This is a genomic window from Natrinema versiforme JCM 10478 (assembly GCF_000337195.1).
GTDB classification, from domain to species: domain Archaea; phylum Halobacteriota; class Halobacteria; order Halobacteriales; family Natrialbaceae; genus Natrinema; species Natrinema versiforme.
On record NZ_AOID01000005.1, the window covers coordinates 202,481 to 214,483 of the forward strand.

12 protein-coding genes are annotated in these 12,003 nt (G+C 65.6%); 5 read left to right on the forward strand and 7 right to left on the reverse strand.

Features of this window, described 5'->3' with window-relative positions:
• Positions 1–116 precede the first annotated feature (116 nt).
• From C489_RS01860 to C489_RS01865, 3 genes are all read right to left on the reverse strand, one after another.
• On the reverse strand, positions 117–326 hold the full coding sequence (locus tag C489_RS01860) for a hypothetical protein (protein ID WP_006429410.1): 210 nt from the start codon (positions 324–326) through the stop codon (positions 117–119).
• On the reverse strand, positions 316–489 hold the full coding sequence (locus tag C489_RS20575; protein ID WP_239642019.1) for a hypothetical protein: 174 nt from the start codon (positions 487–489) through the stop codon (positions 316–318). The genes C489_RS01860 and C489_RS20575 overlap by 11 nt, the downstream gene beginning before the upstream one ends.
• 125 nt (positions 490–614) lie before the next feature.
• Positions 615–1,310, reverse strand: a complete 696-nt coding sequence (locus C489_RS01865) for a phosphoribosyltransferase (protein WP_006429411.1) — start codon at positions 1,308–1,310, stop codon at positions 615–617.
• 135 nt (positions 1,311–1,445) lie between these two features.
• Between C489_RS01865 and thiC the strand changes: the two genes are divergently transcribed.
• From thiC to C489_RS01880, 3 genes are all read left to right on the forward strand, one after another.
• Entirely contained in the window at positions 1,446–2,891 is a 1,446-nt protein-coding gene (gene thiC / locus C489_RS01870; RefSeq protein WP_006429412.1) for a phosphomethylpyrimidine synthase ThiC, read from the forward strand.
• Between the two features lie 134 nt (positions 2,892–3,025).
• Positions 3,026–4,360: an alpha/beta hydrolase gene (locus tag C489_RS01875; RefSeq protein WP_006429413.1), complete on the forward strand. Its 1,335-nt coding sequence runs from the start codon at positions 3,026–3,028 to the stop codon at positions 4,358–4,360.
• Between the two features lie 84 nt (positions 4,361–4,444).
• A complete protein-coding gene (locus tag C489_RS01880; RefSeq protein ID WP_006429414.1) occupies positions 4,445–5,344 on the forward strand; it encodes a PhzF family phenazine biosynthesis protein in 900 nt (299 codons plus the stop codon).
• Between the two features lie 20 nt (positions 5,345–5,364).
• On the opposite strand, the gene C489_RS20580 is transcribed toward C489_RS01880, so the two are convergent.
• Positions 5,365–6,117 carry a hypothetical protein gene (locus C489_RS20580; protein ID WP_006429415.1) on the reverse strand — a complete coding sequence of 251 codons (753 nt, stop codon included), beginning with the start codon at positions 6,115–6,117 and terminating at the stop codon, positions 5,365–5,367.
• A 244-nt stretch (positions 6,118–6,361) separates the two neighbouring features.
• On the opposite strand from C489_RS20580, the gene ppsA reads away from it, so the two are divergent.
• Positions 6,362–8,710 (forward strand): phosphoenolpyruvate synthase, encoded by a 2,349-nt coding sequence (gene ppsA, locus C489_RS01890; RefSeq protein WP_006429416.1) that lies wholly within the window; start codon positions 6,362–6,364, stop codon positions 8,708–8,710.
• A gap of 119 nt (positions 8,711–8,829) precedes the next feature.
• Here ppsA and C489_RS01895 read toward each other — a convergent pair whose 3' ends face one another.
• On the reverse strand, positions 8,830–9,039 hold the full coding sequence (locus tag C489_RS01895) for a hypothetical protein (protein WP_006429417.1): 210 nt from the start codon (positions 9,037–9,039) through the stop codon (positions 8,830–8,832).
• A gap of 83 nt (positions 9,040–9,122) precedes the next feature.
• Between C489_RS01895 and C489_RS01900 the strand changes: the two genes are divergently transcribed.
• Entirely contained in the window at positions 9,123–9,764 is a 642-nt protein-coding gene (locus C489_RS01900) for a hypothetical protein (RefSeq protein ID WP_006429418.1), read from the forward strand.
• Between the two features lie 36 nt (positions 9,765–9,800).
• Here C489_RS01900 and C489_RS01905 read toward each other — a convergent pair whose 3' ends face one another.
• Both C489_RS01905 and C489_RS01910 read right to left on the reverse strand, forming a co-directional pair.
• Positions 9,801–10,460, reverse strand: a complete 660-nt coding sequence (locus C489_RS01905; RefSeq protein ID WP_006429419.1) for an ArsR/SmtB family transcription factor — start codon at positions 10,458–10,460, stop codon at positions 9,801–9,803.
• Between the two features lie 161 nt (positions 10,461–10,621).
• Positions 10,622–11,767 carry an ICP22 family protein gene (locus C489_RS01910; RefSeq protein ID WP_006429420.1) on the reverse strand — a complete coding sequence of 382 codons (1,146 nt, stop codon included), beginning with the start codon at positions 11,765–11,767 and terminating at the stop codon, positions 10,622–10,624.
• Between the last annotated feature and the right edge of the window lie 236 nt (positions 11,768–12,003).

Here is a 12,003-nt window from a genome sequence, read left to right on the forward strand (position 1 = left end):
TTTACCCGCTCGATCGGATCGGTAAAGCGAGTGCCGTGTAGTGAACTGTCTGTAACCGGTGATAGTTTCCTGAAAAACGAATTGAGCAGCTGTGAGTTGAGAACGGGACGACAGCGCTATTCGTCCGCCAGCGCATCGTACACGTCCCGGCGTTCGTCGCGTCCCTTTTTAGCTAACGACCGCAGTAGATCCCGGCGAGCGTCGCGCATCACTTTCTCCGGCGGCTCTTCGCCGTGTTCTTCGACGTACTGTTCTCGTACGTCTTCAAGCAGCCGCTCGAGCAGGTTACTCCGCGAACCCTCGGAGGCGCTTTCGTCAGCTGCCATTTTCCGATATTGCTTCGTCGCCATCAACGTAATCGATAGCAAACCCGATCCTGTCCGGATCGGTAACGCCAGTACTGGCCTCGTCGTCTTCCGAGACAATATCGCCATGAAGCAACAAGATGTCGTCTACGGACGGATACCATAACTCATCCTCGGCGGGCATCGTGTGGGCGTTCCTACAATAACCGTGTGCGTAAGTACTCCGGATTCCCGTAAGTAACGCTACCCCGAAGTCGGAAGCGAGACCGGGCTCGCGTTCGAAGAAAGAAACGACCCAATGAGACGCCGTTACTCAGCCAGCGCCCACTCGTCGGTTCCGGTCGACTCGAGCACCTCGCGCCGTTCCATCTCGTGGAGGACCTCCGGCAGGCGGTCGGGTTGGGCGATCTCCATCTCGATGCGCTCGATGCCGTGGTGTTCGGTGAGGTAGTGGCGGATCTCCTCTTCGGTAAAGGACTGCTGGTCGGCTTTCTCCATCGCGCTGGAGATCAGATCGACCATGTCCTCGATGAAGTTCCACGGGTAGACGACCCACGTCCACTCCGCTAAGCGTTCGCCGACGTAGTCGGGTCGGAACTCGCTGGTGCCGAGCAGTTGCAGGGTCGCGGTGCGGACCTCGCCGGCGTCGCGGTCATCGACGTACTCGTAGGCGCGCTCGATCGAGCCGCCGGTGTCGGCGATGTCGTCGATGATGAGGACGTCCTTGTCCTCGACGCTGCCCTCGGGCATGGGATAGCGGACGGTCGGCTCGCCGGAGGTCTGGGCGGCCCCGACGTAGTGTTCCATCTTCAGGCTCGTCAGGTCGTCCAGGCCGAGGAAGTCACAGAGACATCGGCCCGCGAACCAGCCGCCCCGGGCCAGCGCGACGACGACGTCCGGTTCGAACTCGTCGTCGCGGATCTCGTCGCTCACGTCCCGACACAGGCCGTAGATATACTCCCAGTTGGTTATCGTACAGTCGAAATCGTCCGGTAAGTCGGACATCTGATGGCCACCTACCCGGTGTCTCGAGCGCGGTCCCCTTAAGTCGGCTGAAACGGATCGCGTCCGCCAGCGGCCCGACGGTCGGCGACCGGAACCGCCGGAGGTTTATAATCTAGTAATACAACATAGTTATCGATGGCACAGACACAGATTCAGGCCGCCCGCGAGGGCAGGCTCACGGCGGAGATGGAACGCGTCGCCGAGCGAGAGAACCGCGATCCCGAGTTCGTCCGCGAGCAGGTCGCCGACGGACAGGCGGTGATTCCGGCGAACGTCAATCACGACGCACTCGACGCGATGGTCATCGGCCGCGAGTTCGCGACGAAGGTCAACGCGAACATCGGTAACAGCGAGACGACCAGCGACCTCGAGACGGAACTCGAGAAACTCCACACCGCGGTTCACTACGGCGCGGACACGGTGATGGACCTCGGAACGGGCAGCGACCTCGACGAGATCCGGGAAGCCCACGTCGAGCACTCGCCGGTGCCGCTGGGGACGGTGCCGCTGTACGAGGCGGTCAAGCAGGCGGGCAGCCCCGAGGACATTACGAAAGACCTGCTGCTCGAGATCGTCGAGAAGCAGGCCGAACAGGGCGTCGACTACATGACGATCCACGCGGGCATCCTCGCCGAGCACCTGCCGTTGACCGACGGGCGGAAGACGGGGATCGTCTCGCGGGGCGGTTCGATCATGGCCAAGTGGATGGAAGAAAACGGCGAGCAGAACCCGTTCTATCAGGTCTTTCCGGAGATCTGTGAAATTTTCGCCGCACACGACGTGACGTTCAGTCTGGGCGATAGCCTGCGACCGGGCTGTCTGGCCGACGCCTGCGACGAGGCCCAGTATGCCGAACTCGACACGCTGGGCGAACTGACCCGCGTCGGCTGGGACCACGGTGTGCAAGTAATGGTCGAAGGGCCGGGCCACGTTCCGATGCACAAGGTCGCCGAGAACGTCGAGCGCCAGCAGGAGGTCTGTGACGGCGCCCCCTTCTACGTCCTCGGCCCGCTGGTGACCGACATCGCGCCGGGCTACGATCACATCACGAGCGCCATCGGTGCGGCGATGGCGGCCCGAGCCGGTGCCGCGATGCTGTGTTATGTCACCCCGAAGGAACACCTCGGGCTCCCCGAGGAGGAGGACGTTCGCGACGGCCTCGCGGCCTACCGGATCGCCGCCCACGCCGGCGACGTCGGGAACGAACGCCCCGGTGCACGCGACTGGGACGACGCGCTCTCGGAGGCCCGCTACGAGTTCGACTGGCGCGAACAGTTCGACCTCGCGCTCGATCCCGACCGCGCCCGGTCGTTCCACGACCAGACGCTGCCCGGAGACAACTACAAGGAGGCGCGCTTCTGCTCGATGTGCGGGGCCGAGTTCTGCTCGATGCGGATCGATCAGGACGCACGCGAAGACGGCGAGATGAAGGCCATCGAGGGGAAGGAACGCACCGACCTCGAGTCCTCGCCCGCCGCCGAGGTCAACCGACCGCCCGTGGGAACCCACGAGTCGGGTGAGCTGCCGCCGATGGCGGACCACGATCACACCGATCCGCTCGAGGAGACGGGCGACGACTGATCGGGGGTTCACGATCGCGCGAAGTCGCAGACTCGAGGGCTCGAGAGCCGTGTGCCTTTGCATATCAAAATCGAGCACAGTCACAGAGAATCGACCGTGTCTTTATCCGATAGATCGTGGTCGCTTCGGTATCGATGGCACCTCGACGGCGGACCGTACTGGCGGCGGTATCGACGGCGACGGCGTCGGCAGCGGCCGGCTGTGCCGACCTGCTCGCCGACGAAGACGACGGAAGCGGCCCGGCGAGCGACGAACGCGTCGCGACGGCGTTCGTCGAGAACCTCGCGAATGGGGAGTTCGAACGGGCGAGCGAGCGATTTATCTCGAGAGAGCAGGACCGGTACGGCGACCCCGGCCGCCTCGAGCGGCTCTGGATGGGATACGGCGCGGTCGGCGGCTCGTTCGAGGAAATCGCCGATACGAACGTGAAGACGGGCAACGGCGCGTCGGCGGTCGACCTGACGCTGTCGTTCGCCCGCAGCGATCACGACTGCCGCGTCGTCGTCGACACCGACTTGCGGATCGTCGACTGCGGGGTCACCGACGAGTACGAGCGCCCGTCGTACGTCGACTCGAGCGCGGTTGCCAGTGAGGACCTGACCCTCTCGGCCGACGGCTGCTCGCTCCCCGGAACCGTCACGACACCCGTCGACGGCGACGGCGCGCCGGGAGTCGTGCTGGTCCACGATTCCGGACCGGTGACCGCCGACACCGCACGCGGCGGCACGCAGTTCTTTACGGACCTCGCGGAGGGACTCGCCACGCAGGGGATTGCGACCCTTCGGTACGACAAGCGCGTGCCTGCCTGCGAGGTCACGGGCACCGAGTACACCCTCGACGGCGTCACCGTCGACGACGCGCTGGTCGCGGTCGAGCGCCTGCGGAGCGTCGAGGGCGTCGACTCGGATCGGATCGCCGTCGTCGGCCACGGCCTCGGCGGACGGGCCGCGCCCCGGATCGCCGCTCGAGACGGGACCCTCGCCGGCGTCGTCGGCCTCGCCGCGCCAGCGCGGCCGTTCCACGACCTGACACTCGCCCAACTCGAGCACAAGGTGTCGGTCGGGTCACAGGAGTGGGCCGATCTGGCGAGCGTCTACGAGACGTGGACCGACGAGATCGAACGGGTTCGGTCCGGCGAGTACGAGGCGGACGAAACGCTGCTCAACAAACCCGGCGCGTTCTGGCAGAGCCTCGAGTCCTACGACCACCTGGGGACCGCGGCGGAGATCGATACGCCCCTGTTTTTCCTGCAGGGGACGCGCGACTTTCAGGTCAGCGCCGCCGACGACTTAGCACGGTGGCAGTCCGAACTCGAGGGAGACTCGTCGGCGGACTTCGAGACCTACGACGGGCTCAATCACCTGTTCATGCCCGGCGTGGGGGAATCGGTCGAGTTCGCCTACGCCGTTCGCAACAACGTCGACGAGGCGGTCGTCACCGATCTCGCCGACTGGATCGACGGGTTGTAACGCGGCCGATCGACGGGGGCCGAGCCGCCGGTCGGTCGACCGATGGACCGAGGATTCATACGCCGGTCGCCCGACCCACGTCGTATGGAGACGATTCGGGTCTTGCAGGTCGACGCCTTCACCGACGAACCGCTCACCGGGAACCCGGCGGGGGTCGTGCCGAACGCGGACGACCTCTCGGACGACCAGATGCAGGCGATCGCCGACGAGATGGCCGTCAGCGAGACGGCCTTCCTCCGCTCGAGCGAGACCGCCGACCGTCAAATCCGCTATTTCACGCCGACACAGGAGGTCGATCTCTGCGGGCACGCGACGATCGGGACCTTCGCACACCTCCACGAGGAGAGCCTCGCGACTGGAACGACGACCCTCGAGACGAACGTCGGGACCCTCGAGATCGAGATCGCGGACGACGGTACGGTCTGGATGACCCAGGATGAGCCGACGATCCGCGAGGTCGATATCGGCTACGACCGCGTCGCCGAGGCGCTCGGCGTCGATCAGGCCGCCCTCGAGGGCGCGAGCGCCGATATCCCGCTGGCGGTGTCCTCGACGGGCCTCCCGTTCCTGATCGCGCCGATTACGTACCTCTCGGACGTCGGCGACGCCGAGCCCGATATGGCCGCGATCGAGGCGCTGACCGACGCGGTCGACGCCGCCGGCGTCTACCTCTTTACGTTCGACGCGCTCGAGCCCGAGTCGACGGTCCACGGCCGCATGTTCGCGCCGGGTGCCGGCGTCCCGGAGGATCCGGTCACCGGCACCGCGAGCGGGGCCGTCGGCGCGTACCTCGACCGCTTCGGTGCGTTCGACGACGACCTCCCCGACGAGCTTCGACTCGAGCAGGGTCACTACGTCGACCGGCCGGGGATCGTCCGCGTTCGCCTCGACGACGCGGTGCGAGTCGGTGGCCGCGGCGTGACCGTCCTCGACGGCTCTCTCGTCGTCCCCGAGGCCGACGAGGACGAGATTCTCGAGGCCTGAGTCCGCTGACACGGCCGCGCTCAGGCGAGCGGGTCGCTGCCGCCGTTGCCGTCGCTGTCACTGTCGTCACCGCTGCCACGTCCCTCACCGCCGCCGCTGCTATCGCTCTCGAGGCTCTCCGTCGGGGAATCCGACGGACTCGAGGGCGGCGACGGCCCCTGTCCGGCCGAGCCGGTCGGCGGCTCGGATTTCGATTCCGTTTCCCGCTCCCGCTCTCGTTCCGACGCTGACTCCGGTTCCAGCTCTGCCTCTCGAGTCGCCGATGCGACGGCCCCGTCGCTCGACTCGGTTAACTCGGCGGCCGCTGCGGTGTCGCCGGCCGCCGCGTCGTCATCGAGGTGCTCGCGCTCGTCGAAGGTCGCGGTCCGACCGCCCTCCTCGAGCGCCTCGACAGCCCGGCGCGTCTCGGCGAGCTCGGCTTCCATGTCGGCGAGGCGGTCGTCGAGTCCGTCGTGGACCTCGCTCGCGAGTCGGTTCGCGTCGAGTTGGCGACCGGCGGCTCGGCCCGCCGCGCGCGGGAGCGTGACGAACAGCGCGTAACTCTTCCCGAGTTGCCAGACGACGATGCCGAGCGCGGCGAAGAGCAGGGTAATCATCGGATTCGCGCTCTCGATCGCCGGCCCCGGATTCAGCGGATCGGCGAGCAATCCGGTGATCGCGCCGCCGAAGCCGGCGAGGAATCCCGCGGCGACGAGCGCCAGTCCGAGCCCGAGTGCCCCGACCGTGATCGCGCGATAGACGAGCGTCCACTTGAACGGATTTCGAAGTCCCATATCGGGAACAGTCTCCGAAATAGTATAATCGCTGTGGACGACACGACAATAGTGTCGAGATCCGGCACTGTAACGGGCTCATATCGATCATTATCTCGTGTCGTCGCTTGGTTCCATTCGGCGGCTACCGATTCGCGGCGTCCGTCTGCCGCCGCTGCGGTGGAAACTCATTCACTTGTGAGTTGCGATTGGGCGCTACTGTTCGCAACCTTCTTTATTCGGTCCAGTGACCACCTCAATAGAGATGGCTGTACTCTGGCTGGACGAGATCAGTGCCGGCGACCTTGAGAAGGTCGGCGGGAAAGGTGCCTCTTTGGGCGAGCTCACGGGCGCGGGGCTGCCCGTTCCACCGGGATTCGTCGTGACTGCCGGGACCTATCGATCGTTTATCGAAGACGCCGAGATCGACGAGGAGCTGTTCGAGGCCGTCGACGTCGATGTCGACGACTCGAGTGCGTTGGCCGACGCCGCCGACCGCGCACAGGAACTCATCCTCGAGACCCCCTTCCCCGACGACCTGCGCGAGGAGATCGTCGCGAGCTACCGCGAGGTCGGCAATGGCGAGGCGTTCGTCGCGGTCCGCTCGTCGGCGACGGCCGAGGACCTGCCCGACGCCTCCTTTGCGGGCCAGCAGGAGACGTTCCTCAACGTCACTGAAGAGGACCTACTCGACCGGGTGCGGGAGTGTTGGGCCTCGCTCTTTACCCAGCGAGCGATCTACTACCGCCAAGAGCAGGGCTTCGATCATTCGGCGGTGAACATCGCGGTCGTCGTCCAGCAGATGGTCGACGCCGAGAAGTCCGGCGTGATGTTCACGAGCCACCCGTCGACGGGCGATCCGACAATGATCATCGAGGCTGCGTGGGGACTGGGCGAGGCCGTCGTCTCCGGTGCCGTCTCGCCGGACAACTACGTCATCGACCGCGAAGACCGGTCGATGAACGTCACCATCGCCGAGAAGAAGGTCAAACACGAGAAAGACGAGGCGACCGGCCAGACCGTCGAGCGCGAGGTGCCCGAGGACAAGCGCACCCAACGAGTCGTTTCCGACGCCGAGATCGACGATCTCATGGACCTCGGCGAGCGCGTCGAGGACCACTACGGCGAGCCCCAAGACGTCGAGTGGGCCATCGTCGACGGTGAGGTCTACATGCTTCAGTCCCGCCCGATCACCACGATCGATGAGGGGAGCAGCGACGCCGCCGATGCCGAAGGCGTCGATCCCACGAAGGGAGTCACCGACGGCAGCGGCAGCGTCCAAGCCGCTGACGCCGGCAGCGCCGATACCGCCAACGCGAGCGGGTCCGGCTCGAGTTCGGGCGAGGTCATCGTCGACGGCCTGGGCTCGAGCCCGGGCACGGTCAGCGGGCCGGCGAAGATCGTCACGAAACTTGACGATCTGGCCAAGGTCGGCGAGGGCGACATCATCGTCACCGAGATGACGATGCCGGATATGGTGCCCGCGATGAAGCGGGCCTCGGGGATCATCACCGACGAGGGCGGCATGACCAGCCACGCCGCCATCGTCTCCCGCGAACTCGGCGTCCCCGCCATCGTCGGCACCACCAACGCCACGACCGTCCTCGAGGACGGCCAGGTCGTCACCCTCGACGGCGACAAGGGATCGGTCCTCGAGGGGGCGGCGGTCGAACCCGACGAGGAGACCGAACCGGTCGAGGAGGTCCGCCCGCAGTCGCCGGTCAAACCGATGACCGCGACCGAGGTGAAGGTCAACGTCTCCATTCCGGAAGCGGCCGAACGCGCGGCCGCGACCGGGGCCGACGGCGTCGGCCTGCTCCGGACCGAGCACATGATCCTCTCGCTGAACCAGACCCCCGAGAAGTTCATCGACGAAAACGGCACGGACGCCTACACGAAGGAACTCGTCGACGGCATCCGCGGCGTCGCCGACGAGTTCTACCCTCGGCCCGTCCGCGTCCGTACCCTCGATGCCCCCACCGACGAGTTCCGCCAACTCGAGGGCGGGGAGGACGAACCGGCCGAACACAACCCGATGCTCGGCTACCGGGGCATCCGCCGGTCGCTCGATCGAACCGACGTCTTCGCCCACGAACTCGAGGCGTTCCGGCGGCTCTACGAGATGGGCTACGACAACGTCGAGATCATGCTGCCGCTGGTCAACGACGCCGAGGATGTCTACCGGGCCAAAGAATGCATGAAAGAGGCCGGCATCGACCCCGAAAAACGCAAGTGGGGGGCGATGATCGAGACGCCGGCGGCCGCGCTGTCGGTCGAGGAACTCGCCGAGGCGGGCATCGACTTCGCTTCCTTCGGCACCAACGACCTCACCCAGTACACGCTCGCCGTGGATCGGAACAACGAGCACGTGGCCGACCGCTTCGACGAACTCCACCCCGCCGTGTTGCGCCTGATCGGCGACGTTATCGAGACCTGCCGCGAACACGGCGTCGACACCAGTATCTGCGGGCAGGCGGGCTCCAAGCCCGAAATGGTCCAGTTCCTCGCCAACGAGGGCATCACGTCGATCTCCGCGAACATCGACGCCGTCCGCGACGTTCAACACGAGGTCAAACGCGTCGAACAGAAGCTCCTGCTGGACTCGGTTCGCTAACTCGTCTCACACGGCCTTTTTATCGTGGAATCGCAGTGATTTTCGGCCGACTCCGTCTCGTTCTCAGTCACAGCCTCGAGCGACGCGCCTGAACCGATCGGCCGGACTCTCAGCCAACCTCACCACGCGTAGGCGCGCCCGGCGGCGACGAGAAAGACGAGCCCGATTCCGATCGCACAGACCGCGATCGCGAATCCGAGCAGCCGCAGCAGATCGGTCATGAGTTCCGGATACTCGGGTTGGGGCTCGAGGTTCGCGACGAGAACGTAGACGAACGCACCGGTACCGACCGCGAACAGCCCGAAGACGGCCGGCCCAGCCCAGGTCATAGGTCCGCTGGGACGGCGACCCCCCTATAGCCTGCGGCCGTCGCAGGGAAAGGTCCATGAGACAGGCCGACCTCAGGTGACATATGAGCGACCGTTCTGACGAGGTGACCGAGCGTCGGGACCGAGACCCCCCCGCCACCGACGACCTCCTCGAGGAGACGGATCGACTGCTCTCCGGGTCGAGCGGCGGTACCGGCGACGCGACGCCCGAATCCGCGGATCCGTCGGACGCGTCCGGCAGTGACCCCCTGCAGGACCTGTCCACTGGAATCAATCGCGGCCCGGAACCCGAGTCCGAACCGGCCGGTGAAGCAGCCGGCGAGTCCGACTCCGGCTCGTCGCGCTCGTGGCTCGCTCCCCTCACGTCACGGCTCTCGCTCGGGCGGTATTTTTCGCCGAAGGAGTTTCTCGCGCTGGTGCTCGTCCTCAGTGCCGGCCTGCTGGCCGGCACGACCGTGCTGCCGATCGCCGGTCGCGTGATCGGTATGTTCGGCGTCGCGTTCACCGTCGGCCTCCTCGCGTCGAAGCGGCGCTACCTCGAGCTGAGCGTCGCCGGCGTCTCGGTCGGCGGCGTCGCCGCGATCCTCAACAATGCCGTCCTCGCGGCCGTCGGCTCCGGGCAAACGCTCGTCGCCGTCGGCGCGACCGTGGGGCTGCTCGCGTCCGTGGTCGGCTACTACTTCGGCCGCGATCTGCGCGACGGTCTCGCTCGGGATATCGACTGAGTCAGCCTCCGGTCGCCTCGCCGTTCTCCCCCTTCGTTATCCGTTCGTCGTCAGTTCCCAGCCGCGCTCGGTTCGCCGGACCACGCCGTTGTCGGCCATCACCTCGAGTAACTCGGCGACGACCTCGCGGGGCGCGTCGATGTCGTCGCTGAGTTCGCCAACTGATTTTGGCTCCGAACGCACGCTCGCGAGCAGGTCGGCGTAGATCCGGCTTTCCGGGCCAGTGCCGATGTCTTCGGAAATGGAATCGAGCACGTCACAGAGTTGGCCTTGCACCCACCGCTGGGCTAAGGAGAGTTCGTTCTCGAGGCGCTCGAGTTCTTCGAGGGCACCGAGTTGCTCGTCGAGATCACCGTCGTCGTCCCACGAGACGTCGAGCGTGAGGTGGCGACAGGTCGTGATATCGAAACTGCTGTTTGCCGGATAGGCGCTCTTGCTCGCGAAGCCGTACGGCGAGACGTTCACCTCGAGGCGGACGTTGCGGGCGATATGGAAGTACTTTCGCCGCTGGTCGTCGACGCGGCTCTCGATCAAGCCCGCCTCCTCGAGTTTCCGGAGGTGCTCGATAACCGCCTTGGGACTCACGCCGAGGTATTCCGAAATTTCGGTGACATAACAGGGTTTGCGGGCGAGCAACCGAAGGATCCGTCTCCGGTTTTCGTTCCCGAGTAAATCCAACAACGCGGCGGAGTCCATCGAGAGAGGGTTAGTGATCGCCGCTGAAAAGGGTGTCTGCTCGCCGGACTCGCGGCGACGATCGCGACCCGGCGACGGCCTCGATCGTCGACCGTGCTGGGTGCTGACCGTAGTTGCGTCGATATTTGAGAGAATAACTCACCGGGCTCGGATTCCGTCAGTTAGTTGCCGTTTCCGTTCCCCGACGATTGGCCGTTTCCTGCGTTCTGCCCTGATCCAGCGTTGCCCCCGTTTCCGGAGCCGTTACTACTGCTTCCGTTGCCGTTGTTTCCGGAGGCATTACTGTTGCTTCCGTTGTCGCTGTTTCCGGAGGCATTACTGTTGCTTCCGTTGTCGCTGTTTCCGGATCCATTACCGTTGTTTCCGGACGTATCGCTCTTCCCTTCGTCTCCGCCGGTTCCGGCGTCGTCGCTGTTTCCGTCGTTTCCACTAGTTCCCGGTGCGTCGCCGTTCCCTGCGCTCTCGCTGTTCCCGGGGGAGTCACCGTTCTCCCCGCTTTCGCTATTTCCCGGCGCATCACCGCTGCCTGTGTTCTCGCTATTCCCGGGTGCGTTACCGTTCCCTGCATCGCCGCTATTACCGGGTGCATCACCGTTCCCTGCATCACCGCTATTTCCCGGCGCGTCACCGTTCCCCGCGTTCCCGCTGTTCCCGGGAGCGTCATCGGGTCCTTGATTCCCCTTCTCGGCGGGCGGGCCGCGGTCGTCCGGCGGGCCGCCGGCACCGGGCGGTCCGTTACCGTTGCCGGTGGACAGTCCGCGGGCGACCGCCGTGGTCCCTGGACCGGCGTCTTTCGACGCGTTCTGCCGGATCCGCGAGGCGTTCTCCCGAAGGTCCGAGAGCTCGGTCTCGTCGACGCCGGCCTCGGCGGCGCGGCGCTCGGTTCGTTCGATCGACCGCTCGAGGCTGGCAATATCGACCGTCAGCGTCGCCATTCGGGAGCGGTACGCGCCCTGATCAAGCGAGTCGCGTTGCGCCCGGAGTTCGGCGCGTTCGGCTTCGAGGTCGGTCAACTGGGCCTCGAGTTCGCCCGTCCGGTCCCGAACGACATCGTCGCGGCTCTCGTTGTCCGCGGTGTCGTACTTCGCGTCGAACAGTTCGGAATCGACCGTGTTCTTCGTCTCGGCCGCGTTCGCCTGCATCAACGTCCCGACGGATGCGTTCGTGGATGCCGTCTCGGTTTGGTCGGATTGGCTCGTTTGGGCCGCGGTCAACGAACTCGCGACGGCACCGCTTGCAAGCGGCGCGACCGTGAGCCCGACGACCAGTGCGGTCACGAGGAGCGTGACCGACCGAGTGGGTGTCATCGCTTCTGTCGTTGTCCCGAATATACTAAAAAGACGGACCTTCGTTCGTACCGTTTACTCAATTCGATCGACGCTCGAGATCAGTTCCGAGCGTTCAAGCGGGCCGCAGTGGTCGCGATCCGACCCAGTCACAGTTGGGCTCTGCCTCGAGTCGACCCGCGCTCGTTTGCACCGTTCGAATCGTTTGTGTCGGCCGAGACCGCCGCAATCACACGCTACGAACCGTTCCGAACGCA